Here is a 25,155-nt window from a genome sequence, read left to right as displayed (position 1 = left end):
CTTCATGGCTGAATCGAATTTCTTCCCGCAAAGCCAGGCGTTGAACCTGCGTCAGGTGGCGGAGATGGCCCATGTAACGCTCCCCGACGGCACCGACGGGGAGTTTTTGCTTCGTGGGGTTGCTCCCCTTGAGAGCGCAGGCCCGGGCGATCTCGCCTATATGGACAACCCTGCCTATGTCGGGGCCTTGGCGGCCACTCAGGCCGCAGCCTGCCTGGTGACGCCCCGCTATGCGTCCAAGGTGCCGTCCGGCACGGTCGCTCTTGTCACGCCCCAGGCATACCGGGTTTTCGCCCAGGTGCTGGCGATCCTGTTCCCGTCGGCCATGCGGCCGGAATCGTCCTTTGCGGCCACCGGGATCTCCCCAGGCTCCTTCGTCCATCCCTCAGCAAGGCTGGAGCACGGCGTGCGTGTCGATCCGGGCGCTGTCATCGGGCCGCATGCGGAGATCGGGTCGGGCACCCTGATCGGCGCCCACTCCGTGATCGGAGCCAATGTGAAGATCGGGCGCGACTGCTCCATCGGGGCGAATGTGACCGTCACTCATGCCTATCTTGGAAACCGGGTCATTCTCCATCCGGGTGTCAGGATCGGGCAGGACGGCTTCGGCTTTGCCATGGGACCGCAGGGGCATCTGAAGGTGCCGCAGGTCGGGCGCGTCATCATCCAGGACGACGTGGAGATCGGGGCGAATACCACGGTCGACCGGGGCGCGAGCCGCGACACGGTGATCGGCGAGGGCACCAAGATCGATAACCTCGTCCAGATCGCCCACAACGTGGTGATCGGCCGCCACTGCGTGATCGTGGCCCAGGTCGGCATCGCCGGCTCGACCACCATCGAGGATTATGTGGCCATCGGCGGTCAGGTGGCCGTGAAGGGCCATGTGCGGATCGGCATGGGCGCCCAGATCGCCGCCACCAGCGGCGTGAATGGCGATGTTCCGCCGGGAGCCCGTTGGGGCGGCATTCCGGCCCGTCCCATGCGCGAATGGTTCCGCGAGATTACGGCCCTGAAAAAGCTTGCATCCGGGGGCGATTCCGCCAAAGACGACGATGCGTCTTCATAACGCTCTTTGAAGTTATTACCCACCGTTCGGAGTTCCCGTCATGTCCGAAGCGCCCACCACGCTTCAAACCGCCGATATCATGGAGATCCTGGAGCTTCTGCCGCACCGGTATCCCTTTCTCCTGGTCGACAAGATCATCGAGATCGACGGCGACAACTCATGCATCGGCATCAAGAACGTCACCTTCAATGAGCCACAATTCACGGGCCACTTTCCCTCGCGCCCGATCTTTCCGGGCGTTTTTCTGATCGAGGCCATGGCTCAGACGGCGGGAGCGATCTGCGTGAAGGCCAAGATGGCCGAGCAGGCCAAGCCCAAGCAGGTGTTTTTCATGACGATCGACAAGGTGAAGTTCCGTAAGCCGGTGGAGCCGGGCGACCGGGTCGAGTTCCACATGCGCAAGCTGAACAACCGCCGCAACATGTGGTGGTACAAGGGCGAGGCGAAGGTGGACGGCAAGCTCGTGTGCGAGGCCGAGGTCAGCGCCATGCTGGTGAACGACTGATGGAAACGGTGATTCACCCGAGCGCCGTGGTCGAGGACGGAGCCAAGATCGGACCGGGCGTCAAGATCGGCCCCTTCTGCACCGTAGGGCCCGAAGTGGAACTCGGCGAAGGCTGCCAGCTCATCAGCCATGTGGCCCTGGTGGGGCGCACCACCATCGGCCCCCGGACGCGGATCTTTCCCTTCGCCTCCATCGGCCACATTCCGCAGGATCTGAAGTACAAGGGCGAGGCCTCCACGCTCGAGATCGGCGCCGACTGCATGATCCGCGAAGGCGTAACCATGAACCCCGGCACCGAGGGCGGTGGCCTTCGCACGGTCATCGGCGATCGCTGCGCTTTCCTGGCGGGCTCCCATGTGGGGCACGACACCAAGGTCGGGAACGACTGCATCCTGTCCAACAACGTCATGCTGGCAGGCCACGTCACGGTGGGCAATTTCGTCATCTTCGGCGGCGGCTCCGCGGTGATCCAGTTCGCCCGCGTCGGCTCCCACGCTTTCGTGGGCGGCATGTCGGGCCTGGAGAACGATCTGATCCCGTATGGCATGGCCATGGGGAACCGGGCGCATCTTGCCGGCCTCAATATCATCGGCCTGCGCCGCCGCGGCTTCACCCGTGAGCAGATCCACGACATCCGCCGTGCGTATCGCCTCCTCTTCGCCGATGAGGGCACCTTGTCCGAGCGCGTCGAGGATGTCGCCGGCGAGTTCGACAGCCATCCCTTCGTGCACGAGATCCTGGACTTCATCCGCGAGGGCAAGGATCGCGCGATCTGCACGCCACGGGATCCCGTCAGCTCCTCCGGATGATGCCACAGGGCCCCATTGCAATCCTCGCCGGGGCCGGGCAGCTTCCCATCCAGCTCTTGAGCCATCTGGAGCGGACGGGGCAGGACGTCCGGGTCCTGGCTTTCCGCGGCTTCGCGGAAGCCGAGCTGCAGCGCCGCGCCCATGCCACGGTCGATCTTCTCGATCTCAAGACCATCATGAGCACTCTCGAGGGCTGGCGGCCGCAGGCCGTCTCCCTGGTCGGGGCCGTGCGCCGGCCCGGCTTTTCCGCGCTGCTGAGCGCCTATTCCCTGCTGCGCAACATGCACGAGGTGAAGGAGGTCATCGCCCGTGGGGACGATCAGGTGCTGCGCGGCGCCGTGATGCTGCTCGAAGAGCGTGGGCACCGGGTTGTCGGTGCCCATGAGCTTGCTCCCGACCTCGTGGCCTCCCGCACGCTCACCGGTGCTCGGCAGCCGGGAGCCGATGACCGTGAGGCCATTACCTTCGGGCTGGAGCTCCTCGCTTCGCTCTCGGACTTCGATATCGGGCAGGGTGCCGTCGTCGATCGCAGGCATGTGCTCGCCATCGAGGGGCCGGAAGGCACCGACCGGATGATCCGGCGGGTGAGGAGCTTGCGCCAGTCCTGGTTCGGCCTGCGCCGGCGTGAGGAGGGCGGGGTGCTGATCAAGGCCGCCAAGCGCGGTCAGGACCTGCGGGTCGACATGCCGACCATCGGCCCGCGCACCGTGGCGGAGGCCGCCAAGGCGGGCCTCTCCGGGATCGCCATCGGTGCTGGGTCGACCTTCGTGCTGGAGCAGGAGGAAACCCTGCGCACGGCCGACCGCCTTGGCGTCTTCCTCATTGCCGTTAGCCTGCCGTGGATGGAGATGCCTCTTGGCTGAGAATGAGCCGCTGACGATCTGGATCGTATCGGGCGAGGAATCCGGCGATCAGCTCGGTGCCAAGCTGATGCGCTCCCTGAAGGCGCGGCTCGGAGCTGAGCGCCTGCGCTTCGGCGGTGTCGGCGGGCATGCCATGGCAAAGGAAGGCCTGAGCAGTCTCTTCCCCTTGGAGGAAATCGCCGTCATGGGCATTTCCGCCGTAATCGCGCGGCTGCCGGCCATCTTGAAGCGCATCCGGATGACGGCAGACGCCGTGGTGGCGGCAAGGCCCAATATGCTCGTCATCATCGACAGCCCGGACTTTACGCATCGCGTTGCCAAGGCCGTACGCCAGCGCGCGCCGGGCATTCCCATCGTCGATTACGTCAGTCCGTCGGTCTGGGCATGGCGCCCCGGACGCGCGCCGAAGATGCGGGCCTACGTGGATCACCTTCTGGCGCTTCTGCCCTTCGAGCCCGAGGCGCATCGGCGCCTGGGCGGCCCGCCGACAACCTATGTCGGACATCCACTCATCGAGCGTCTGAATGAGATCAGGCCCTTGCCTGGAGAGCGGCAGCGCATAGAGGGGCAGCCGCTCAAGCTGCTCGTCCTGCCCGGCAGTCGCCGCTCGGAGGTGAGCCGCTTGATGGAGCCGTTTGGCAAGGCTTTAGCGCTGCTGCAGGAGCGCTCGGCGCATCCTTTCGAGGTGACGATCCCGGCGGTTTCGCATGTTGCGGAAGAAATTCGAGCCATGGCAGACAACTGGAGTGTGAGGCCTCATATCGTCGAGGGTGAGGCAGCCAAGTGGGCTGCTTTCCGGCAGGCTGATGTGGCGCTTGCCGCTTCCGGCACTGTCACCTTGGAACTGGGGCTTTCGGGTGTACCATTGGTCGTAGCCTACCGGGTCTCGAAGATCGAGGAAGTGCTGAAATACCTGATCAAGGCGCCTTCCATCGTGCTCACGAACCTGGTGCTCGGTGAGAATGTCATCCCTGAACTGATCCAATGGGACTGTACGCCGGAAAAGCTGGCCGATGCACTCCTGCCCCTGCTCAGCGACACACCGGAGCGCAAGAAACAGATCGAGGCCTTCGGCAAGCTCGACACTCTCATGAAGATCGGGGACGAGGTTCCGAGCGAACGAGCAGCGCGAATTGTGGAAGAGGTGCTGTCATCCAAAGGAAAGGCGTAGCGCTTCCTGTCTGTCATCCCCGGCGGCCCACAGGCCGGGAAGGGGATCCACGATCAGGCGCGGTGTTATGGTTCCCCTTCCCCTCCGCTGCGCTCCGGCCGGGAATGACACGCTGGTCCGATGACGCAGATACGAAAAAGGGGCCTTTCGGCCCCTTTTCTGTTCATCGTCTCGAACGCTTCTTACCCACGCTGGGCGACCGTCACGTAATCGCGCTCCGGCGAGCCGGTGTAGAGCTGGCGCGGGCGTCCGATGCGCTGGGACGGGTCCTCGATCATCTCGCTCCACTGGGCAATCCAGCCGACCGTACGGGCCAGCGCGAACAGCACCGTGAACATGGAGGTGGGGAAGCCCATCGCCTTGAGGGTGATGCCCGAATAGAAGTCGATGTTCGGGTAGAGCTTCTTCTCGACGAAGTACTCGTCTTTCAACGCGATCTGCTCGAGCTCCACGGCCACGTCGAGGAGCGGATCGTCCTTGATGCCTAGCTCGTTGAGCACCTCGTGGGTGGTCTTCTGCATGATGCGGGCGCGCGGGTCGTAGTTCTTGTAGACACGGTGTCCGAAGCCCATGAGGCGGAACGGATCGTTCTTATCCTTTGCCTTGGCGATGTACTCCGGAATGCGATCCGGCGTACCAATCTCCTCCAGCATCTTCAGCGCCGCTTCGTTCGCGCCGCCATGGGCAGGTCCCCACAGGCAGGCGATGCCGGCCGCGATGCAGGCGAACGGGTTCGCGCCCGAGGAGCCAGCGAGACGCACCGTCGAGGTCGAGGCGTTCTGCTCGTGGTCGGCGTGCAGGATGAAGATCCGGTCGAGTGCACGCGAGAGAACCGGGTTGACCTTGTACTCCTCGGCCGGGACCGCGAAGCACATCTTCAGGAAGTTGGACGTGTAGTCCAAGTCGTTCTGCGGATACACGAAGGGCTGGCCGATGGAGTACTTGTAGGCCATGGCGGCGAGCGTCGGCATCTTGGCGATCATGCGCATGGACGCGATCATGCGCTGGTGCGGATCAGAGATGTCAGTGGAATCGTGATAGAAGGCCGAGAGGGCGCCCACGCAGGCGACCATGATCGCCATGGGGTGAGCGTCGCGACGGAAGCCGGTGAAGAACCGGTTCATCTGATCGTGCACCATGGTGTGGCGCGTGACGCGGTAATCGAAATCGGCCTTCTGCGCAGCCGTCGGCAGCTCTCCGTAGAGGAGCAGGTAGCAGGTCTCTAGGAAGTCGCCGTGCTCGGCGAGCTGATCGATGGGATAGCCACGGTAGAGCAGGATGCCCTTGTCGCCGTCGATATAGGTGATCTTCGACTCGGTGGCCGCCGTGGAGGTGAAGCCAGGGTCGTAGGTGAACATCCCCGTCTGGCCATAGAGCTTGGAGATGTCGACGACGCTCGGGCCGATGGTGCCCTCTTTTACCGGCAGCTCAACGGACTTTCCGTCGACAGAAATGGTGCTGGTGCTGGAACTCATGCGTCATGGCCCTTTCAAAAGGAGGCCGGGCAGAACCTAGAGCAACCGGGGGAGCGGAGTAGGGCCCTCGGGGCTGCCGAACCAGGGTTTGCCGGTCGGTCGGTTTATGGCGCCTTCGGTAGCTTATCCGTAGGGAGGGGGCAAGCACGTCTAAAGGCGAGATTTACCCGCTATGCAGCGGGCGCATCCTTGGTCTGGTCGCGCAGCCGCAACAGGGTTTCGTCCTTACCGAGAACCGCCATGACATCGAACAGACCTGGCGATGTCGCGCGGCCGGTCAGAGCCGCCCGGAGCGGCTGCGCCACCTGGCCGAGCTTTGCCCCGAGAGCCTCCGCATGCTCGCGAACGACCGCTTCCACGCTCTGGGCCGACCAGTCGGAAATGGCCTCGAGCTTCTCGGCAATGCCGACCAGACGAGCGCGCCCATCTGACAGCAGGCTCGCTGCTTTCTCATCCAGATGAAGCGGCCGCTGGGCATAGAGGTAATAGGCGCTGTCGAGGAGCTCCACGAGGGTTTTGGCACGCTCCTTGAGGCCCGGCATGGCGGCGGTCAGCTTCTGCCGCAGAGCCGGCTTGAAGGTCCGGCCGAGATGGTGCTCGTCCTTGTCCAGCTCCGGCAGCAGGTCCTCCAAAGCCTGCACCAGCCGCTCGTCATCGGATTGGCGCATGTAATGCCCGTTGAGGTTCTCGAGCTTGGCAAAGTCAAAGCGGGCCGGCGAGCGGCCGATGCTGCCGAGATCGAAAGCGTCGATCATCTCCTGGGTGGAGAAGATCTCCTGGTCGCCATGGCTCCAGCCGAGGCGCACCAGATAGTTGCGTACGGCCTCCGGCAAATATCCCATGCTGCGATAGGCTTCGACGCCCAATGCACCATGGCGCTTGGAGAGTTTGGCCCCATCGGGCCCGTGGATGAGGGGAATATGCGCCATCTTCGGCACGTCCCAACCCAAGGCCTGGTAGATCTGCGTCTGCCGGGCCGCATTGGTGAGATGATCATCGCCGCGGATGACATGCGTCACGTTCATGTCGTGATCGTCCACCACGACGGCCAGCATGTAGGTGGGCGTGCCGTCGGATCGCAGAAGCACGAGGTCGTCGAGATCCTTGTTCTGCCACACCACGCGGCCCTGGACCTCATCCTCGACCACAGTCTCGCCCTCGGTGGGCGCCTTCAGGCGGATCACCGGCTTCACGTCCTTGGGAGCCTCGGACGGATCACGATCACGCCAGCGGCCGTCATAGCGCAAGGGCCTGCCCTCCTTGCGGGCGGATTCGCGCATCTCCTCCAGCTCCTGCTGGGAGGCATAGCAGTAATAGGCGCGGCCCTGGGCCAGCAGGCTCTCGGCCACCTCCTTGTGACGGGCGGCGCGGGAGAACTGATAGACCACGTCACCATCCCAATCGAGGCCGAGCCATTGCAGGCCATCGAGAATGGCCGCGATGGCAGCGTCCGTTGAGCGCTCCCGGTCCGTGTCCTCGATGCGCAGCAGCATCTTGCCCCCATGCCGCTTGGCGTAGAGCCAGTTGAACAGGGCCGTGCGTCCGCCTCCGATATGGAGAAAGCCGGTGGGAGAGGGGGCGAAGCGGGTGACGACGGTCATCGCAGGGGAACCTTGACTAAAGAAACCTAAGGGCGCGCGGCCGGGCTGCCGCAGCCTTCCGACTCAATCCACAGGGCGGCTTGGGCCGGAGCGTGCGGTCGTCTAGCATGCAACCGAACCCGCGTTAAGCCGAAGCCGTGATGGAAGAACCGAGGAAAGACTTGGCCGATCTCGCGCAGTGCCGCGCGGGTCATGGCTTTGCCTCGGTCCTGGAGCACGAGCATCGAGTGGAGGCTCCTCGACGGGCGCGGTTGGCTGTCGAAAGCCATCACCTGCGAAATCGAGCAGCGCCGCCTCTTCCCCTGGCTTCCCGTCGGTTTCGGCATCGGCATACTCCTGTTCTTGCAGGCCGATGGTGCGCCGGCTCTCTGGGCACCGTTGAGAGCGTGTGGAATTTGCAGTGCGGCGGCAATCGCCCTGCGCCGGAACATGACGGCTTTTATCGCCATGATTGCGCTGTCAGCCGTCTTTGCAGGATTTTCGGCTGGCGTGATCCGCACCCGGAGCGTCGCTGCTCCGGCTCTCACCGGCATCACCATCACGACCATTGCCGGTTTTATCGAGGCGGTTGAAGATCGGGAGGAAGGGCAAAGACTCCTTATCCGGATCGTGCAGATGAAGGATGTTGCGGGGGCTGAACGCCCGCGTCTCATGCGCGTCTCCGTGCGCGCCGGCGTAGGGTTGACGGCCGGGCAGTTCGTCACCGGCACCGCCCGTCTGCTGCCGCCACCGGAAGCGGCGTGGCCCGGCGGCTACGACTTCGCCCGGGATGCCTACTACAAGGGCATCGGCGCCGTCGGCTCCATGGTGGGACCCGGTGCGGCGGGTCGATCCTCAGAGCCCGCCGGATTGGTCCCTGCGATTGGCCGCCCATGTGGACGAGGCCCGCAATGCGCTCACCCAACGCATCGCCACCTCCATTGGTGGTGCGGCCGGCGGGGTCGGGGCTGCGCTGGTGACCGGCAAGCGCGGGCTCATTCCGGAGCCTACCAACGACATACTGCGCGGGGCGGGCATATATCACATCGTCACTGGTCGGAGCTGCAGAAGATGGCGAGGTGAACAGTATCTGGTCCAAGCGCCAGATGCACACTTGCGAGATCATGACCTGTCAGGCTGCTGGCTCGGCAGTCCCATTCTCACCGTTCAGGCTGGTGTGAAGGTTTGAAGTTTCTGAAGGTGATCGAGTAGCGCAGGCTATCCACGGCCGGGATGCTGTGCTCCCATTCCGTTCGGGAGGGGCCCTGCAGCAGATACGCAGAGCGAGGCTCCGTGACGACGGACGCGCGCTCCCACTCGGAACCCACCTTACGCCTGAAGCGAAACACGCACGGTGATCCGAGCGAGATGCCAACCACCTCGGCGAACATGGGCCTGTCCTTGTGCCAGCCAATCCCAGCGCCAGCTGCATATTCCGTCAGAAGGACATGCTGTAATTCAGCGGTTCTAAGGCCCGCGAAGCGAGCCGCGCTCGCGCAATGGGAGCAGGAATTCTGGCATGTCCTCGCTTTGCCGCAGTTCCATCAGGTTGAAGTCGTACTGCCAGCCGAACGACAGGACGCGCCGGTTACCGCGGTAGCCCCGGAACTCGAACTCTTTGAACGGCAAGGCCGCAACCTGCTCCACGAGTTCGTGCTCCTCGTCCGCCGTCAGGAAATCAAGCCGATATTGGAACCCCTCGGGCAGGGCAGGGGCAGCCTGGAAAAGATCGGATTGGCTGAGGTTCATGGATCCATCCGTTCACCGGTGAGCCAATGGAATCGAGGATGTGTCTGTTCCTTAGTAGTGCATTTCCTGACGCCGCACGCGCTAGAGCCCTCGCGCTGGCTTCCGGTCGCGACCCTCTCGCCTTCCTGATTGCACGGATGCTTTCAGGAGACAGCGGACGTCGGCGGGCAAGTGACTGATTGCCGGACTTTTGCAGTGTAGCCAGGAAGTGCCTTCAATGGAACGGGCAGAGCCACCACTTACGAGGGTTCGAAAGCTGTGATGATGGGGCAGGGTCCTCCTGACCCGTCATCACACGCCCGCGCAAGGCGCGACAGCGCGTCCCGGGCCGCCTTCATCTCGGCGATCTTGGCATCCAGCGCGGCGATGCGCTCCTTGGCCAGCTCGCGAGCACGGGTCCGGTCATCGGTCGCGTCCAAAGCGATCAGCTCGGCGATCTGCTCCAGCGTGAACCCTGCCGCCTGCGCGGAGCGGATGAACCGGAGCCGGCTGACATCCTGCTCGCCGTAGCGCCGCACACCGCTGCCGTGTCCCAGGCTGCCGAGGCGTTCCGGCGTCTCCAGCAGTCCGCGCCGCTGGTAGTACCGCACGGTCTCGACCCCGACGCCGCCCGCCCGCGCCAGCCCTGCAATCGTCAGTTCCCGCATCTCTTGACTCCGTACCATGGTACAGACCTTATATGGGGAGCAGCTTCAAGACCAACCCCCGAATTGAGAGCTGCTGCAATGACTTCCACAGCCCACCCCCGCCAGGCCACCCTCTACCGCATGGTGATGGACCAGCATGTCTGCCCCTATGGCCTGAAGGCCAAGGATCTCCTGCGCCGCCAGGGCTTCACGGTCGAGGACAGGTGGCTGACCTCGCGCGAGGCAACCGACGCCTTCAAGGCGGAGCACGGCGTTCAGACGACGCCGCAGACCTTCATCGATGGCGAGCGGATTGGCGGCTACGACGACTTGCGCCGCTATTTCGGCAAGACGGTTGCCGACCCGAAGGCCACCACCTACAAGCCCGTCATCGCGCTGTTCAGCATGACGGCGCTGATGGCACTGGCCGTCAGCCATGCCGTGTATGGAAGCCCCTTCACTGTGCGTGCGGCCGAATGGTTCATCGCCTTCAGCATGGTCGTGCTGGCGCTCCTGAAGCTCCAGAACGTCGAGAGCTTCGCCACCATGTTCCTGAACTACGACCTGCTAGCGCGGCGCTGGGTGCCTTACTCCTACATCTATCCCTTCGCCGAAGGCTTGGCTGGCGTGCTGATGATCGCCGGCGCGCTGACTTGGCTGTCGGTGCCGATCTCTTTGTTCATCGGCACCGTGGGGGCCGCGTCGGTGTTCAAGGCGGTCTACATCGACAAGCGCGAGCTGAAGTGCGCCTGCGTCGGCGGTTCGAGCAACGTCCCGCTCGGGTTCGTGTCGCTGACCGAGAACCTGATGATGATCGCCATGGCGGTGTGGATGGCGCTCATGGCCTTCGGCCTGCCGCTCGGTACCGCCCACGCGATGTAGCGCGGGTGGTACTGCACCCGGCGCCCGAAACGGCGCTTGACCTTGCCAGCGTTGGAAGGGGCAGTTCTGTCACAAAGCAGATCGCCCCTTCGCATCGTCTGAGGCGGGAGGACTGTCTCATGAACACGAGCAACGTCTTCGATCCATTGAGGTGCACCGTGCGCTCGCCAGGAGGGAAACATGATCCAACTTCGTTGGTTGATCCCGAGCTGATCGCAAGGAAGCTGATCCAAGCCTACGCCCGGCTCGGGCACACCGAGCCACGGCCCGGGTGCGGCGGCACGGAAACGATTGCGCATTGCGGCGCCTTTGACGTGCACCTGAGCCGAAGCGCTTCCGATGATCAGCTCGCCCAAGAGCCGCCGTTCTGGATAGAAATCCGAGCACATGCGAGCAAGTCCGTCGTTGAATGCTATGGGTGCTACGATTTCCAGGACGATGAGCTCGCCAGAATTCTCGAATTCATCGGCTTGGTGCAGCGGCAGTATTCAATCAAGGGCTGAGGCTCACTCAGCCCCTAGCGGGCAACTGCTCGGTTCAAGCAACAGGCGGCTGCGGACGAAGTCCCTAACCCATTCACGCGAAACTTGTGCCTGAGCCGCGACCCTGTCCAATTCGCCGGGCATGGGTCGATTTCTGAGGTCATCGGGGATGGCAGGTGCGACGAAACCCGAGTGACGAAGACAGTTGGCGAAGTCCCCGCCCGTCAGAAATCAAGTCGACCGTCACGCCAACCAGAACCGGATGACGAGGCCCACGGCCGCCGTCGTGCCGACGCCGGCGGCCCAGAGGCCGACGAACCACAGCCAGCGGCTCAGGGCGGAGCCCTGTTCGAGTTCGTTGATCATCAGTGATAGCCCTCGTGTCCGGTCTTGCCGCGGAACACCCAGTACGAGTACCCGGTGTAGGCAAGGATGATCGGGATCAGCACGCTCGCGCCGACCAGCATGAACTGGAGGCTCACGTTCGGTGCCGCGGCCTGGTGGATGGTGACGGCGTTGGGCACCACGTACGGGAACATGCTGACGCCCAGGCCGAGGAGGCATAGGGCGAACAGGCCCAGCGTCAGCAGGAACGGCCAGTACTCCCAGCGCCGGATCAAGCCCACCAGCAACGTGCCGGAGGTGATGCCCACGAGCAGCGGCACCTGGGCCGTGAACAGGACCTGCGGCCACGCGAACCAGCGCTCGTAGTAAGCGCCGCTCAGGAACGGCGTTGCCGCGCTGACCAAGCCGATGCATACGATCAGCCCGATAGCGAGCTTGCCGGCCAAGCGGTAGCTGTGGTTCTGGACGGCGCCTTCGGTCTTCATGATGAGCCAGGTCGCGCCGAGCAGCGCGTAGCCAACCACGAGGCTGACCCCGACCAGCAGGCTGAATGGCGTCAGCCAGTCCCACCAGCCTCCGGCATAGGAGCGGCCCTCGACCACGATGCCCTGGAGAAGGGCGCCGAGCGTGATGCCTTGCGCCAGCGTTGCCACGATGGATCCCGTCGTAAACGCGAAGTCCCAGTAGCGGCGGTGGCCCGGATCGCGCCAGCGGAACTCGAAGGCGACGCCGCGGAAGATCAGCGCCAGCAGCATGGCGATGACCGGAGCGTAGAGGGCCGGCAGGATGATCGCATAGGCGAGCGGGAACGCCGCCATGAGGCCGCCGCCGCCGAGCACCAGCCAGGTCTCGTTGCCGTCCCAGACCGGCGCGACCGAGTTCATGGCGCTGTCGCGTTCCGGTCCCGGCTGGAAGAACGGGAACAGGATGCCGATGCCGAGGTCGAAGCCGTCCATCACCACGTAGGCGAAGACCGCGAATGCGATGACGAAGGCCCAAAGGGTGGGAAGATCAAAAACAGGGATCATGGTTCAGACCTCTGCGCCGAGGGTGCGGGCCGGATTGACCGCCGGAGCCGGCGTGATGCCGGCGGTGCGGATCGGCTCGCGCCCGGCCTCGGGCCCGGTCTCGCCCGGATGCGGGGCCTTGCCCATCAGCTTGAGGATGTACCCGGTGCCGGCCCCGAACACGATGAAGTAGACGACGATGAAGGTCAGCAGCGACGCGGCGACAGCCGGGGCTTCAAGCGGCGAAGCCGAGGCCGCGGTCTTGAGCAGGCCGTAGACCGTAAAGGGCTGCCGCCCGACCTCGGTGGTGACCCAACCGGCGATCACGGCGACGAAGCCCGCGGGACCCATCGCGAGTGCCAGCCAGTGCAGCGGGCGCCAGTCGTAGAGCCGGCCCCGGAAGCGGGCCCACAGGCTGAGCAAGCCAAGCGCCAGCATCGCGAAGCCCAGGCCCACCATGATGCGGAAGGACCAGAACACCACCGGCACGTAGGGCCAGTTGGCGCGGTCGACTGTGTCGAGCCCGTTCAGCGGGGCGTTCGGGTCGTGCTTGAGGATGAGCGACGAGGCCTTCGGGATTGCGATGGCGTTGCGGACCGTGCCGGCCTCCTGGTCGGGCATGCCGAACAGGATCAGGGGCGCGCCATCCGGATGGCTCTCGAAGTGGCCTTCCATGGCCATGACCTTGGCCGGCTGGTGCTCAAGCGTGTTGAGGCCGTGCATGTCACCGGCGAGGATCTGGAGCGGTGCGACAACCGCCACCATGCCCATGGCCATCGAGAACATCACCCGGGCACCCTTGTTGGTGCGATCCCGCAGCAGGTGCCAGGCACCGACACCACCCACGACCAGAGCGGTGGTGAGGTAGGCGGCCATCACGGTGTGGACGAGGCGGTAGGGGAAGGACGGGTTGAAGATGATCGCCCACCAATCCTCCGGCACGAACTGCCCGGCCTCGTTGATGCCGTAGCCGACCGGCGTCTGCATCCAGGAATTGGCGGACAGGATCCAGAACGCGGAGATGAACGTGCCGACCGCGACCGCGAGCGTGGCGGCGAAGTGCAGCTTGCGGCCCACCCGCCCCATGCCGAACAGCATGATGCCGAGGAACCCCGCTTCGAGGAAGAAGGCGGTCATGACCTCGTAGGCCATCAGCGGCCCGATGACCGGCCCGGCCTTGTCGGAGAACACCGACCAGTTGGTGCCGAACTGATAGGACATGACGATGCCCGAGACCACGCCCATGGCAAAGGCTAAGGCGAAGATCTTGAGCCAGTACTTGAACAGGTTGAGATAGACCTCACGCCCGGTCCACAGCCACAGCCCCTCCAGTACCGCGAGATAGCTCGCGAGCCCGATGGAGAATGACGGGAAGATGAAGTGGAAGGAAACGGTAAACGCGAACTGGAAACGCGCCAGCAATAGCGCGTCGAGTTGGTCGAACATTTCTACTTGTCCTTGGGATCTTCGCGGCGGCTCTTCTTCGATCCCGGCACGACAAAGAGGCGGTCCTTCATCTCCAGGATCTTCTGCACTTTCGAGCCCAGCGTCAGGAGCTGGACGAGGCGCTCGGTGTCGAGCCGCTGCACGTCGGCGTACCAGCCGGTGAGAAGCTCGAAGAGATCGTGCATCTCGCGCATGCGCTCCTGCGCATGGCGCTCTTCCACGCTGGCCGGCTCCTGCATGAGCACCTCGCGCAGAAGGGTCATGGTCGGATCGATCTCCCGTTTCTTGCGCTCCTCGACCAGCGTGCGGACGATCTGCCAGATGTCATCTGGCGTGGAGAAGTAGTCGCGCCGGTCGCCGGGCTTGTGCTGGAGCCGCACGAGATTCCAGGCCTGCAGCTCCTTGAGGCCCATGCTGACATTGGAGCGGGAGACGCCGAGCCGCTCGACGATGTCCTCCGCGTTCAGCGGCTCCTTGGAGAGGTACAGCAGGGCGTAGATCTGCCCGACGGTGCGATTGATGCCCCAGCGGGAGCCCATCTCGCCGAAGTGGAGCACGAAGGTTTGGACGAGGGGAGGGAGGTTCACGGGAAGTCCTGAAATTTCAGAATTTTATGAAATATGTGATTTGCATTGATCCAAGTCAAGCCACACGCCGATATCAGTCACTGGTCGCGGTGGGACTTATGAGCCGTTTGGTGCTTCCTTGGAGACCGTTGGCCATCCTTCCGGCATGGCTCAGCTCCGGTGCTCACGCACCAAGTCGGCGATGCGATTCAGATGGTGGTCGTGGATCCCGAACCCTTTCAGGCCATGAATCGTGTCGAAGAGGTAGTCCTGACAGGACCCGAGCGCCCCGCAGGCGGTCGCGACCACTCGGGCCGTGTCAGCCTCCGAGGCCGGACGCACATAGTTCGGGGCCGCATGGTTGATGGTGAAGGTAATGCCGTACGTGCCCTCCGGCAGGTCGGGTCCATGCAGCTTGACCCAGCGTGGGACGTAGGAGCCCATCACCATCTCGCGCCGCCAGACCAGGTCGAGCTCGGCATCCGCTTCGGACCGCGCGATGCGGAAGGCGACCCCGCGGCAGGCGCCGCCGCGGTCGAGCCCGAGGACCAGTCCGGGATTCTCCGGGCTCCCGCGTCCGATGGGGGTGGACAGGCAGAACTGCCGATGCCAGCCCCGGATCAGCACGGGCTGGCGCTCGACGTAGTGAAACGCCGGGTTCCAGATCAGCGAGCCATAGCCGAACAGCCAGACATCGCCCGGAGCAGGCTGCGAGGCGAGGGTCGCCTTGAGGGATGCCCGCCGCTCCTCGTCGCTCAGCACGGGCAGGTCGATCCCCGAGCGCGCGACCAGTTCATGCACGAAGCCGTCCCGGAGGGCTTCACGGGTCAGGCCGTGGCCTCGCTTCGTCGCGCTCGATCCTTCCATTCCGATCTCCAGTAAGGTTCGTCCCGGATCCCTCGGCCCGCTCAAGGCCGCTGGAGGATATATGGGTTCTGGAGGGGCTGGATGGTCATGCCAGCGGCGCAAGGCAGCGTCACCCATAACGCGCTTCATCCTGGTCCGGGTGATGCTCAGGCATGCCGTAGGCGTCGGCAATGATCTCGGTCGAGCGATGAATGGCGGCAGGCGAATGCCCGAGGTTCAGCAACATGAGTTCGTCTGCCCCCAGGCGCCGCTGCCAGGCGTTCAGCTTCTCCACGACCTGCGCTCCGGTCCCGCTCATGATCTTGGCGTTCCACATCTCGATCATCTCCCGCTCGGACGGCGAGTAGGGATAGGCTTCCGCTTCATCCGGGGTGGGGACGACGAAGGACTTGCGCTGGGACATGCGCATCATCGCGTGAGAGTAGGCCCATGCCTGGCGCCGCGCCTCGCGTTCGTCATCCGCGGCGAGGACGCCGAAGCTGGTCATGGCATAGGGCCGGTCGAGCACGGCCGAGGGCCTGAACTTCTGACGGTACAGGGTGAGGGCGAGCTCGACGTTCTCGTCCGCAAGATGCGCCGCAAAGGCAAACGGCAATCCAAGATGCGCGGCAAGCTGCGCCGAGTAGCCGGAGGATCCCAGCAGCCACACAGGAGGGCGCTCGAACGAGCGCGGAACGCCATTTTCCCTGTCCTGCCTCGGGCCCGGAACGGCGTACACGCCGTCGCCGTAAGGACGGCCGCCGGGAAAGTCGTCGTCCAGGAAGCCGATCAGCTCCATAACCTGGTTCGGGAAATCCTCGGCGCCGATCTGCCCGCGCCGCAGGGCGGCCGCGGTCGTCATGTCCGTGCCCGGCGCCCGGCCGAGGCCCAGATCGATGCGCCCGGGCGCAAGCGACGCCAACAGTCCGAACTGCTCCGCAACGACCAAGGGCGGGAAGTTCGGCAGCATCATGCCTCCCGAGCCGAGGCGGATCGTCTTCGTCTCACCGACAAGGCGAGCGAGCAGAAGCGCCGGTGATGGGGTCGTGACGCTGGGCATGGCGTGATGCTCGGCGATCCAATAGCGGGTGAACCCCCGCCGATCAGCTAGGCGCGCCAGCTCGATGCTGGCAGCCAGGGCCTCACTGGCCGTAACCCCCTTGCCGGCCATGGCAAAGTCGAGAATGGACACGGGAACCGGCGCGGTTCCATGTCGTGTTCCAAAGATCGATGCCGTCACTTCAACGCTCCCAATATGGCCTGACTGATGCCGTCCGCCCGGGTCGGCGACGCCCGGTCACATCGGTTGTCCTGGTTTCCGCGCCCGCCCACAATTGACCTGAACGACAACCATCGATAATTTTGGGCCAACTGTTCCTTTCCATTCGGAAACCATGTCAGCCGTTCATGTTGCCGTGCTCGCCTTCGAAGGCGTGAGCCTCTTCCAATTGACCGTTCCGGGGGTCGTCTTCGGCGCGACCTTAGCGCCGCCAGGGTTCCCGCGCCATGACGTGAGGTATTGCGCGCTGGCACCCGGCCGGATTCGCAGCGACCTGGGCCTTGAGATCGAGGTGCCGGACGGCCTGGATGCGATGCGGGATGCCGATGTCATCATCGTTCCGGCCTGGAGCGATCCTGAGTTGCGGGCGCCGGACGCGCTGGTCGAAGCCCTGCAGCAGGCCCATGCCCGCGGGAAGCTCATCGTGGGGCTGTGCCTCGGGGCCTTCGTGTTGGGCGATGCCGGTCTGCTGGATGGCCGGAAGGCGACGACCCATTGGGTGGCGCGCGAGGCCTTCGCGCGACGCTTCCCCACGACGGACTTCCGCCCGGACGTGCTCTATGTCGAGGATGGCAACATCGTCACCTCGGCCGGGACCGTTGCCGCCATCGACTGCTGCTTGAACCTAGTCCGGGAGCGCCACGGCGCCGATGTGGCCAATCGCATGGCCAGGATGCTGGTCACGCCACCGCACAGGCAGGGCGGACAGGCGCAATACATCGAGAAGCCCATTGCCCTATTGCCATGCCAAAGCAGGCTGCCCGATGTACTGGAATGGGCGCTGGAGCACCTGTCGGAGCCACTGACCGTGGATACCTTGGCAGACGTCGCCCGGATGAGCCGCCGCTCCTTCACAAGGCGCTTTCGGGAGGCAACGGGAACGACCGTCACCAAGTGGCTGAATGCCCAGCGTGTCGACAAGGCTCAGCAATTGCTTGAGAGCACCGACCTGCCTGTCGAACACATTGCCCATGAAGTCGGCTTCGGCACGCCCTTGTCGATGCGCCAGCAGTTCGCCGAGCAACTGGGCACGTCTCCATCCGACTACAGACGCACGTTCTGCAACACCAGGCGCGCGCACCCATGATCGGGTGCGCTAACGATCCGGCGCATCGAACGCGTTGAAGCGCTGGCGGTACTCGCTAGGCGTCAACCCGACGACCCTGGCAAACACCTTCCGAAAGGCGCCCGGATCGGTGTACCCGGCCTGCCAGGCGATCTGCTCCACGGAAAGTCCGCTGAACTGCAACAGTTCACAGGCCTTGGTGGCACGAATCCTTTGAGCATATTCAGACGTGGTCATCCCCGTCGCCTTGCGGAACCGGCGCATAAAAGTCCGCTTCTCAAGCCCGGCCTCGGCGGCCAGCGTCTCAAGGGAGATATCCATGGCTTCCGTCGCCTGAAGCCAGCGCTGCACCTTGAGCACCGCCACATCGCCATGCGCCAGGCGTGGGGAGAAGAAGTTGTAGTAGCGCTGTTCCCGCCCTGGGGGATCGACCAGCAGGAACTTTGCCGTTTGCGCCATGACCTCCGCCCCGCGGAACCGGTCGAGCAGCTTGAGGCACAGGTCCGTCCAGGCCATCAGCCCCCCGGCGCAAAGGATCTCTCCGCCATCAATGAGGAGCCGGTCCACGTCGACTCGGACCCGGGGGAAGCGCGCCCGGAACAGGTCTTCGTGCATCCAGTGCGTCGTGGCCGAGCGGCCGTCCAGAAGGCCGGTTTCACCGAGCAGGAAGGCGCCCGCGCACACCGAGGCCAGGACGGTGCCCGATGCATGGTGCTCACGCAGCCATCCGACAAAAGGGGCGGCGATTTCCTGGGAGGCCGGGCCCTCCAGCGTAGGAGGCACGATCAAAACGTCCGGTCTTCCTCCGTCGGAGGGCATCGTGTCGAAGGTCCGGAGCGGAGCTTTGCTGCCTTCGTCCAGCGTCCAGTGACTGACCCTGATCAGGGTCGAGGGCCGCGTCTCGTCGGGAGCCAAGAAGCGGTTCGATGCCGTGAACAGGTCCGTCATGCCGAGCACAGCCGAGAGCTGCGCCCCCGGATACGTCAGGATCCCGACCTCAACCGCCCGTGCCTGATCGATTGTCACTATCGCCCCGCATTATGTCGATATCGCCAATGGGCATAACCCCAAGCGCCACCTAATGTCCAGCCATTCAGACGCCATGAGGCAAACGAAAGGTAGAACCATGAGCAAGCGTGCAGTGATCGTCGTCGACCTCCAGAACGACTACTTCGCCGGGGGCAAGTATTCCCTCGTCAACATCGACCAGGCGGCGGCGAACGCGGCCAAAGTGATCGCTTCGGCCCGGGATAAGGGCGATGAGGTGATCCATGTCCAGCATGTGTTCCTCGATCCGCAGGCACCCTTCTTCCTTCCCGAAACCGAGGGCGTGAAGATCAATCCGGCCGTCGCGCCGCGCGATGGCGAGACGCTGGTCGTCAAGAACTATCCGAACTCCTTCCTGAAGACCGACCTGAAGGACAAGCTGGACGCCAAGGGGATCGAAGAGGTCACGGTTGTCGGCGCCATGAGCCATATGTGCATCGACGCCACCGCGCGTGCCGCCAGCGATTTCGGCTTCAAGACGACCGTGGTGCAGGATGCCTGCGCGACGCGCGATCTTGAGTTCGGCGGGGTGACGGTGCCGGCAGCCCAGGTGCATGCAGCCCTGATGTCGTCTCTTGGCTTTGCCTACGCGACGATCACCGACACCGACGCATACATTCAACGGTAAATCGCGCGAACTCACGAATGGACCCGGACGGGGCGGCGCCCCGTCCGGGCTCTCCATGAACGTAGCCCGCGCGTACGGCGGGCTTTGAACGGAAGGATGCTATCCTTGGGCACAAAACTTAGAGCCACCTGGGCTGGAAACATGAAGGGGCAGGGGAGGATCGAGGCGGAAAGCCTTGCATCAGTCATTGCGATCCCGCACGAGCTTGGTGGCACAGGCCAAGGCACCGATCCGAAGGCATTGCTCGTCTCGTCGGCGGCCACCTGCTACCTGATGACGCTGGTTGCCATTCTCCAGAACAGAAAGCTGCCAGTGGACGGACTGACGCTGGAGTCCGAAGCATCCGATCCCAAGGAGGCCGGCTTCACCATCGGTCATCAGATCACGGTGAACCTGCTGCCCGAGGCCACACAGGAGCAGGTTGATGCAGCCGGATCGGCGTTGCAGCAGGCCGACAAGGCATGCTTCATCGGAAACTTACTGAAGAAAGCCGACATCCTGATCAGCGTCGAAGGCTCCGTCTCCGTCGCGGAGTCCGCCGAAACATAAACACGAGGAATTCCGCCGGCCAGTCAATCGAAACTCGCTCGCCGGCGGGATTTCAGGAGGTTTCGGGCTGATCCCCGAACCGAGGTCTACCTGGCCAAGCGAGAGGCTCAGGGCGCTTCCAGGCCCGAAGCTCTCCGACACCCCAAACGCTACGTAGCGCGCGAGCCATTCGCCCTGATCCCCAGCGGCAGAACGAAATCGACCCGGCTCGGGTCACCACCCGATATTTACAAGGGCGCCGTGAGCACCAAGCGGGGCAAGGAGGCCTCACGGCTTTTCCTGGTCGGCGGCACACGCTTTCAATGCCGGCAGTGGCGTGCGAGCCATGGCAGCCGCGATTTCGTCGCGGCTGTCGCCCTCATCGTACGCAGCGTGTCGGACACGGCTATTCAGGGTTTCTAGCCATTTTCATCAAGATTCGGCTTCTTTAAGAACTCGATCAGCGGATCGATTTCGTCATGCTGAAGACCTTTGAAGAACATGCGCGTCCCAGGAACAACATCGGATGGCTTGGCCAGAAAACGGCGTAGCGTAGTGTCATCCCACGTCAGACCACTTCGGATCATGGCCTGAGAATAGGGATAGTCGGTTCTTGCTGCACGCCGTCCAACGATGTCGGTCAGAACGGGTCCCGACGTCGCACGAGCACCGTCTCCAATCTGGTGGCAATGTGCGCATGGCGCAAAGACTCGCGCGAACGTCTCGGGTGGCGGGCGCGTCGGGGTCATGATCGATTTTGCAGCGTTTTGGGGCGTCGGACCGCCTACTGCGCTCGCTGCTGGGGCATTCGTTCCGTAAAGAAACACGCCTATGCTTGCGCCGCCCGCAACCAGAGTGACAGCGGCGACGCCTAAGACAAACCTACGCACACTCCCGCTCCTTCAATGTGCTGTCACGCATCGTGTATGTCGAACATCCGGCCGAGCCATAGAACGCAAAATGCATCGCGCCAATTGGTTGGAGCGACAAAATAGCGGTCAGGAATGACAGCATCTTGAGACGGTTTTTTGGGGAGGCAGAGCTTTGCTCTCCGGGGCAACTTGATCCGTTGACCTTCCAACAGTTGGAACGATTACACCCTTGGTCCCTCAGCGTGGATCGGCGTTCAGCCATCCCGCAAAACCCAAAGGAGTTCATCAATGCCCAATGAGGCCCTCCCTCAGGCAGGCAAACGTGACCGTGGGCTCGGCCTGTCCCTGGCCGTCATTGCGACAGCCCAACTCATGGTGGTGCTTGACGACACGATTGCCAATATCGCCTTGCCGACGCTCCAGAACGACCTTGGGATCTCGGCTGCGAACCTGCCTTGGGTGATCAACGCCTACATTCTCGCCTTTGGCGGATTGCTGCTGTTCGGCGGCCGGCTGGGCGACCTGTTCGGGCGACGACGCATGTTGCAGGTCGGTATGGCGCTTTTCACCATTGCGTCGCTTCTCGTCGGCCTGGCCCAGGACGGCATGGGCGTGATCGCTTCGCGCGGCCTGCAGGGAATGGGCGCGGCATTGGTCGCGCCCAATGCCTTGGCCTTGATCGCCACGACCTTTCCCGAGGGGAAATCCCGCAACGGCGCGATGGCCGTCTACGGCGCCATGTCCGGTCTTGGCATCATCGTCGGGCTGATCCTCGGCGGGTTGCTGACGGGGACGCTTGGCTGGCGTTGGGCATTCTTCATCAACGTTCCCATCGGTCTGGCGGTCTTGGCTGGATCCGGCCGGCTCGTCGAGGCGGAATTGCACAAGGGTCGTCCCGACTTCGCAGGAGCGATCACCAGCATTGGTGGCATGGCGGCACTCGTTTACGGGATCACCCGCGGAGGTGAGCACGGCTGGACCGATCCCATCACCTTGGCGTCCTTCGCCGCATCCGCGATCCTGCTGCCCGTTTTCCTGGTCCTGCAAGCGCGCAGCAAGGATCCGCTACTTCCGCTCCGTCTCTTCAGGGATCGCAACCGGGCCGGCTCCTACCTCGCGATGCTGCTGTTGGGCTTCGGCCCGATGGGCATGCTGTATCTGCTGACGCTCTACATGCAGCACATCCTGGGCTACAGCCCGATCTGGACCGCCCTGGCCTTCCTTCCCTTCGGAGCAGGTATCATTCTTGGGGCAGTCATCGGTTCCAAGCTGCTCATCCGGGTTGCCCCGCGCGAAGTCGCCGTGCCGGGTGCGCTGATCGGCGGTGCCGCGCTGTTCTGGCTCTCCGGCATCGGGCGGGAATTCGACTTCATCTGGCACTTCATGCCTGCCGCCTTCCTCACTGCCTTCGGCTTTGTGATGGCCGTCATCGCGCTGGCATTGACCGCCGTGAAGGGAGTGCCGCCGAAGGAGACAGGCATCGCGTCGGCACTCTTCAACGCCTCGCAGCAGGTCGGCGTCGCCTTCGGACTGGCCGTGCTCTCAACCATCTCCGTTTCAGTCACGGCCAGCAGGCTGCCGGATGCACTCGCCGTTCTCCATCGTGGGCGGGAAACCGGAGACGCCGGGATGGTGTGGTCGGCGGGTGATGCGCTGATCCATGGCTATGGTCTTGCGCTTGTTGGGAGCGGGGTTGCCCTCGTCATCGCAGCCGTCATCGCGGCCGTTCTTGTCAATGCCAGGAGAGGGCAAGTCGCTGTAACAGGCGATGCACCTCTGCATTGATTGCTGCTTCGCCGAGCCGCTTGCATGCCGCCCCGATGTCGTCCCTTGGCTTGGCCCTACGCGACGATCACCGACACCGAGACGTACACCCAACGGTAAGTCGCACAAACCCACGGATGGACCCGGGCGGGGCATCGCTCCCGCCCGGGCAATCGCTCTGTCGTATGCGGACACTCCCTGTGGGCAAGGGACGCTGGCTCTGCCGACTGTCCTGCGACACGGCGGACCGGCTACGGCCATTCCCTTGCCTCAGCTCGAAATTCACCGCACAACCCCTAGAGGAATGGCACATGCTCACCATTGACCCGAAACGATCCCTTCTTCTCGTCGTCGACTTCCAGGCGCGGCTCATGCCGGCGATCCACGAGGGAGAGGCCGCGGTTCGCAATGCGCGCCGGCTCATCGAGGCGGCGCAGATGATCGACGTTCCTCGCCTTTTCACCGAGCAGAATGCGAAAGGCCTCGGGCCGACGGCCCAGGAATTGCACGTCGAGGAAGATCGGCTGGTGCACAAGCAGTACTTCGACGCCTGCCGCGAGGATGGATTCCTCGACCGCGTCCCTGTCGACGGGCATATCGTTGTTGTCGGGTGCGAGGCTCATGTCTGCGTCCAGCAGACCGTGCTCGGGCTCCTTGGGGCCTCCCGCAAGACCTATGTGGTGCGCGATGCCGTAGGTTCTCGCCATCCGGAGAACAAGGAGGCGGCTGTCCGGCGCATGGAACGCCACGGCGCCGAGATCGTCACGACTGAGATGGTTGTCTTCGAGTGGCTGCAAACCGCGGAGCATTCGCGTTTCAGGCAGGCACTTGCCTTGATCAAATAGCATCCTGCCGACTTTCGATCACAGCCAGGTGGCGTCGATTGGATGGTTGCCAGCCGGCGGGATCACGCCCAAGGACAAGTCCTTGGGCGCCTAAGGGCATTCCCCAGCGAGAGGGCCGCACCTCGCTCGGCCCGCGTCATCCCTGGAAGTAGCCTGCGCGTACGGCCGCGCCGATGAGGATGTTGATGATCCCACTCGCCGCGATCACGGTCAGATCGTTGAAGTCGCGTGATGGAGTGATCTCGACGATGTCCATGCCGACAATGCGGCCCTTGGTGGCAAGCCCTTGGATCAACGTGCGGATCTGGGGATAGGTCAACCCGCCAGGGGTAGGGAACGCGACGGCCGGCATGACGGATGGATCCATGCCATCGGCGTCGAGCGTGACGTAGTACCTTCCGCCGGGCGGGATCCGGTCCAGCACGGATTGCATGCCGCGGTCATGCACCTCGTAGGCAGGGATGATGTGAGCCTGATAGGCCCTCGCGGCGGCAACCTCTTCCGGCCTGGCGCTGCCTTGCCCACGGATTCCGATCTGGAAGAGCTCACCGACGTGCGGCATTTCCGAGGCCCGTCGCATCGGGCTTGAATAGCCATCCCTGATGCCATGCAGTTCATTGCGCCAATCGAGATGGGCGTCGATCTGAATGAGCGTGACGGGACCGTCCTGGTCGTCGTACGCTCTCAGGACCGGGATCGGAACCGAATGGTCGCCGCCGATCACAATCGGAAGGGCGCGGGCCTTCAGGATCTTCCGGACAGCCGCCTCGGCGTTGCGGGAGCTGGCGCCCAGGTCGGCAGGATCCACGAGGACGTTCCCGCAATCGACCAGGCGGATCGGCCTTCCGTCCAGGACAGTCCCGCCGATGTCGAAGTCGAAGGCCTCGTCCATCGACATTAATCCCGCGGTGGCCGCCCGGAGGGCATCCGGCGCCTTGGTCTGGTCACTTGCCAGTTCCGGCTCGGAGTAGGGGGATCCGACCGGGACCCCCAGGAACGCGACGTCGGCCTCCAGGGAATCCAAGTCCAGTCCGCTTGCGCTGCCGAAGAGATTCGGTCGGTCGCTTTTCCTCGTCAACGCAGCCACTGCTCCCTCCCGTATATCGCTCCGGTTCGTTGCCCAGCATGTAAGGCGGTCCAGAGGGACCTGCGACCCTTCCCGACCGCCTTGGTAATAGAGCCGCTCAGGCCGCTACGGATGGTGTGTAGCCTGCCTCGGCGACGATGGCCGTCACCGCCGAGAGGTCGGCCGTGCCCCGGGCCGAGACCAGCTTCGAGGCGGGATCCGCGTCGACCTCGGTTCCCGGCAGGGCCGCCTCGACCGCCTTCTTGATCGTGCCGGCACAATGGCCGCAGGTCATGTCCTCGACCCGCAGGGTCAGGGCGGCCGGATCACGCCCGACGGCTTGGCCCGATTGGGTACTGCATCCGCACATCGCATCATCTCCGTTTCTGGTGGCGATGGGTCCAACCGTGCAGCTTCCAATGATGGAAAGGTCAAGAGGCTGTAGCGCCGTCCGACGATAAAGCACCCCACCTGACTTCTGCATCGAGGCGGCAAGCCGACGTCCAAAGGACAGCCATAAGGATCACCTTTGACCCGCAGCAGACGACTGGCTGTTACACGGCAAGTAAATCCCGCCCGGCGATCACAGTGCCTTCGAAGTCCCTCTTCGGGGAGGCAAGCCACATCTCCTCGGTGATC

29 protein-coding genes are annotated in these 25,155 nt (G+C 63.9%); 14 read left to right on the top strand and 15 right to left on the bottom strand.

Annotation, left to right across the window (positions count from 1 at the left end):
• Window positions 1–4 precede the first annotated feature (4 nt).
• Genes lpxD through lpxB form a run of 5 tightly spaced genes read left to right on the top strand, consistent with a single transcriptional unit; the run spans window position 5 to window position 4,417 of the window.
• Window positions 5–1,069, top strand: a complete 1,065-nt coding sequence (gene lpxD, locus JQC81_RS23530) for a UDP-3-O-(3-hydroxymyristoyl)glucosamine N-acyltransferase (protein ID WP_203274236.1) — start codon at window positions 5–7, stop codon at window positions 1,067–1,069.
• A 40-nt stretch (window positions 1,070–1,109) separates the two neighbouring features.
• Complete coding sequence (fabZ, locus tag JQC81_RS23525; RefSeq protein ID WP_203274235.1) at window positions 1,110–1,574, top strand: 3-hydroxyacyl-ACP dehydratase FabZ; 465 nt, start codon at window positions 1,110–1,112, stop codon at window positions 1,572–1,574.
• Complete coding sequence (lpxA, locus tag JQC81_RS23520) at window positions 1,574–2,383, top strand: acyl-ACP--UDP-N-acetylglucosamine O-acyltransferase (RefSeq protein WP_203274234.1); 810 nt, start codon at window positions 1,574–1,576, stop codon at window positions 2,381–2,383. Before fabZ ends, lpxA begins: the two co-directional genes overlap by 1 nt.
• Window positions 2,383–3,246, top strand: a complete 864-nt coding sequence (locus JQC81_RS23515; protein WP_203274249.1) for an LpxI family protein — start codon at window positions 2,383–2,385, stop codon at window positions 3,244–3,246. Before lpxA ends, JQC81_RS23515 begins: the two co-directional genes overlap by 1 nt.
• Window positions 3,239–4,417 (top strand): lipid-A-disaccharide synthase, encoded by a 1,179-nt coding sequence (gene lpxB / locus JQC81_RS23510; protein WP_203274233.1) that lies wholly within the window; start codon window positions 3,239–3,241, stop codon window positions 4,415–4,417. Before JQC81_RS23515 ends, lpxB begins: the two co-directional genes overlap by 8 nt.
• Before the next feature lie 182 nt (window positions 4,418–4,599).
• Here lpxB and gltA read toward each other — a convergent pair whose 3' ends face one another.
• The gene (gene gltA, locus JQC81_RS23505) at window positions 4,600–5,892 is read right to left on the bottom strand and encodes a citrate synthase (RefSeq protein WP_036353776.1); all 1,293 of its coding nucleotides are present in this window, start codon (window positions 5,890–5,892) and stop codon (window positions 4,600–4,602) included.
• A gap of 170 nt (window positions 5,893–6,062) precedes the next feature.
• A complete protein-coding gene (gene gltX / locus JQC81_RS23500; RefSeq protein ID WP_203274232.1) occupies window positions 6,063–7,493 on the bottom strand; it encodes a glutamate--tRNA ligase in 1,431 nt (476 codons plus the stop codon).
• A 192-nt stretch (window positions 7,494–7,685) separates the two neighbouring features.
• On the opposite strand from gltX, the gene JQC81_RS23495 reads away from it, so the two are divergent.
• The gene (locus JQC81_RS23495; RefSeq protein ID WP_203274231.1) at window positions 7,686–8,555 is read left to right on the top strand and encodes a DUF4131 domain-containing protein; all 870 of its coding nucleotides are present in this window, start codon (window positions 7,686–7,688) and stop codon (window positions 8,553–8,555) included.
• Between the two features lie 77 nt (window positions 8,556–8,632).
• Here the strand turns inward: JQC81_RS23495 and JQC81_RS34465 are convergent, their stop codons facing one another.
• The 3 genes from JQC81_RS34465 to JQC81_RS23485 all read right to left on the bottom strand — a co-directional run bounded on the left by JQC81_RS34465 (window position 8,633) and on the right by JQC81_RS23485 (window position 9,886).
• Entirely contained in the window at window positions 8,633–8,914 is a 282-nt protein-coding gene (locus JQC81_RS34465) for an alpha-ketoglutarate-dependent dioxygenase AlkB (protein WP_376772440.1), read from the bottom strand.
• A 25-nt stretch (window positions 8,915–8,939) separates the two neighbouring features.
• Window positions 8,940–9,221, bottom strand: coding sequence for a hypothetical protein (locus JQC81_RS34460; protein ID WP_376772439.1), 282 nt, complete (start codon window positions 9,219–9,221; stop codon window positions 8,940–8,942).
• Window positions 9,222–9,460: 239 nt separating this feature from the next.
• Window positions 9,461–9,886, bottom strand: a complete 426-nt coding sequence (locus JQC81_RS23485; RefSeq protein ID WP_203274230.1) for a MerR family transcriptional regulator — start codon at window positions 9,884–9,886, stop codon at window positions 9,461–9,463.
• 60 nt (window positions 9,887–9,946) lie between these two features.
• Between JQC81_RS23485 and JQC81_RS23480 the strand changes: the two genes are divergently transcribed.
• Window positions 9,947–10,729, top strand: a complete 783-nt coding sequence (locus tag JQC81_RS23480; protein ID WP_203274229.1) for a MauE/DoxX family redox-associated membrane protein — start codon at window positions 9,947–9,949, stop codon at window positions 10,727–10,729.
• Between the two features lie 119 nt (window positions 10,730–10,848).
• Complete coding sequence (locus JQC81_RS23475) at window positions 10,849–11,232, top strand: hypothetical protein (protein ID WP_203274228.1); 384 nt, start codon at window positions 10,849–10,851, stop codon at window positions 11,230–11,232.
• Between the two features lie 222 nt (window positions 11,233–11,454).
• Here the strand turns inward: JQC81_RS23475 and JQC81_RS23470 are convergent, their stop codons facing one another.
• The 6 genes from JQC81_RS23470 to JQC81_RS23445 all read right to left on the bottom strand — a co-directional run bounded on the left by JQC81_RS23470 (window position 11,455) and on the right by JQC81_RS23445 (window position 16,661).
• Window positions 11,455–11,577 carry a DUF2474 domain-containing protein gene (locus JQC81_RS23470; RefSeq protein ID WP_203274227.1) on the bottom strand — a complete coding sequence of 41 codons (123 nt, stop codon included), beginning with the start codon at window positions 11,575–11,577 and terminating at the stop codon, window positions 11,455–11,457.
• Window positions 11,577–12,584, bottom strand: a complete 1,008-nt coding sequence (cydB, locus tag JQC81_RS23465) for a cytochrome d ubiquinol oxidase subunit II (RefSeq protein ID WP_203274226.1) — start codon at window positions 12,582–12,584, stop codon at window positions 11,577–11,579. The genes JQC81_RS23470 and cydB overlap by 1 nt, the downstream gene beginning before the upstream one ends.
• A gap of 3 nt (window positions 12,585–12,587) precedes the next feature.
• Window positions 12,588–14,009: a cytochrome ubiquinol oxidase subunit I gene (locus tag JQC81_RS23460; protein WP_203274225.1), complete on the bottom strand. Its 1,422-nt coding sequence runs from the start codon at window positions 14,007–14,009 to the stop codon at window positions 12,588–12,590.
• Between the two features lie 2 nt (window positions 14,010–14,011).
• Entirely contained in the window at window positions 14,012–14,596 is a 585-nt protein-coding gene (locus tag JQC81_RS23455; RefSeq protein ID WP_203274224.1) for a GbsR/MarR family transcriptional regulator, read from the bottom strand.
• A 150-nt stretch (window positions 14,597–14,746) separates the two neighbouring features.
• Window positions 14,747–15,442, bottom strand: a complete 696-nt coding sequence (locus JQC81_RS23450) for a gamma-glutamylcyclotransferase (RefSeq protein ID WP_203274223.1) — start codon at window positions 15,440–15,442, stop codon at window positions 14,747–14,749.
• 109 nt (window positions 15,443–15,551) lie between these two features.
• On the bottom strand, window positions 15,552–16,661 hold the full coding sequence (locus JQC81_RS23445) for an LLM class flavin-dependent oxidoreductase (protein ID WP_312887573.1): 1,110 nt from the start codon (window positions 16,659–16,661) through the stop codon (window positions 15,552–15,554).
• Window positions 16,662–16,815: 154 nt separating this feature from the next.
• Between JQC81_RS23445 and JQC81_RS23440 the strand changes: the two genes are divergently transcribed.
• Window positions 16,816–17,787 carry a GlxA family transcriptional regulator gene (locus JQC81_RS23440; RefSeq protein ID WP_203274222.1) on the top strand — a complete coding sequence of 324 codons (972 nt, stop codon included), beginning with the start codon at window positions 16,816–16,818 and terminating at the stop codon, window positions 17,785–17,787.
• Between the two features lie 9 nt (window positions 17,788–17,796).
• Here JQC81_RS23440 and JQC81_RS23435 read toward each other — a convergent pair whose 3' ends face one another.
• Window positions 17,797–18,786: a GlxA family transcriptional regulator gene (locus tag JQC81_RS23435; RefSeq protein WP_312887574.1), complete on the bottom strand. Its 990-nt coding sequence runs from the start codon at window positions 18,784–18,786 to the stop codon at window positions 17,797–17,799.
• A 106-nt stretch (window positions 18,787–18,892) separates the two neighbouring features.
• Here JQC81_RS23435 and JQC81_RS23430 point away from each other — a divergent pair, with 106 nt between their 5' ends.
• The 3 genes from JQC81_RS23430 (at window position 18,893) to JQC81_RS23420 (ending at window position 20,392) form a co-directional block, all read left to right on the top strand.
• Complete coding sequence (locus tag JQC81_RS23430) at window positions 18,893–19,441, top strand: cysteine hydrolase family protein (RefSeq protein ID WP_203274221.1); 549 nt, start codon at window positions 18,893–18,895, stop codon at window positions 19,439–19,441.
• Window positions 19,442–19,546: 105 nt separating this feature from the next.
• Window positions 19,547–19,990, top strand: coding sequence for an OsmC family protein (locus JQC81_RS23425; RefSeq protein WP_203274220.1), 444 nt, complete (start codon window positions 19,547–19,549; stop codon window positions 19,988–19,990).
• A gap of 240 nt (window positions 19,991–20,230) precedes the next feature.
• Window positions 20,231–20,392: a hypothetical protein gene (locus tag JQC81_RS23420; protein WP_203274219.1), complete on the top strand. Its 162-nt coding sequence runs from the start codon at window positions 20,231–20,233 to the stop codon at window positions 20,390–20,392.
• Here JQC81_RS23420 and JQC81_RS23415 read toward each other — a convergent pair.
• On the bottom strand, window positions 20,389–20,859 hold the full coding sequence (locus JQC81_RS23415; RefSeq protein WP_210347254.1) for a c-type cytochrome: 471 nt from the start codon (window positions 20,857–20,859) through the stop codon (window positions 20,389–20,391). The two genes, JQC81_RS23420 and JQC81_RS23415, sit on opposite strands and share 4 nt — an antisense overlap.
• Before the next feature lie 270 nt (window positions 20,860–21,129).
• Here JQC81_RS23415 and JQC81_RS23410 point away from each other — a divergent pair, with 270 nt between their 5' ends.
• Both JQC81_RS23410 and JQC81_RS23405 read left to right on the top strand, forming a co-directional pair.
• On the top strand, window positions 21,130–22,626 hold the full coding sequence (locus JQC81_RS23410; protein WP_203274217.1) for a DHA2 family efflux MFS transporter permease subunit: 1,497 nt from the start codon (window positions 21,130–21,132) through the stop codon (window positions 22,624–22,626).
• A gap of 290 nt (window positions 22,627–22,916) precedes the next feature.
• Window positions 22,917–23,450 (top strand): isochorismatase family protein, encoded by a 534-nt coding sequence (locus JQC81_RS23405; RefSeq protein WP_203274216.1) that lies wholly within the window; start codon window positions 22,917–22,919, stop codon window positions 23,448–23,450.
• Window positions 23,451–23,586: 136 nt separating this feature from the next.
• Here the strand turns inward: JQC81_RS23405 and JQC81_RS23400 are convergent, their stop codons facing one another.
• Window positions 23,587–24,537: an agmatinase gene (locus JQC81_RS23400; RefSeq protein WP_203274215.1), complete on the bottom strand. Its 951-nt coding sequence runs from the start codon at window positions 24,535–24,537 to the stop codon at window positions 23,587–23,589.
• 97 nt (window positions 24,538–24,634) lie between these two features.
• Window positions 24,635–24,886, bottom strand: a complete 252-nt coding sequence (locus JQC81_RS23395) for a heavy-metal-associated domain-containing protein (protein WP_203274214.1) — start codon at window positions 24,884–24,886, stop codon at window positions 24,635–24,637.
• Between the last annotated feature and the right edge of the window lie 269 nt (window positions 24,887–25,155).

Source organism: Microvirga arabica (assembly GCF_016811235.1).
In the GTDB taxonomy this organism is placed as follows: Bacteria; Pseudomonadota; Alphaproteobacteria; order Rhizobiales; family Beijerinckiaceae; genus Microvirga; species Microvirga arabica.
The sequence above is the reverse complement of the archived record's forward strand: the minus strand, read 5'-3'. Positions and strand labels throughout refer to the sequence as shown.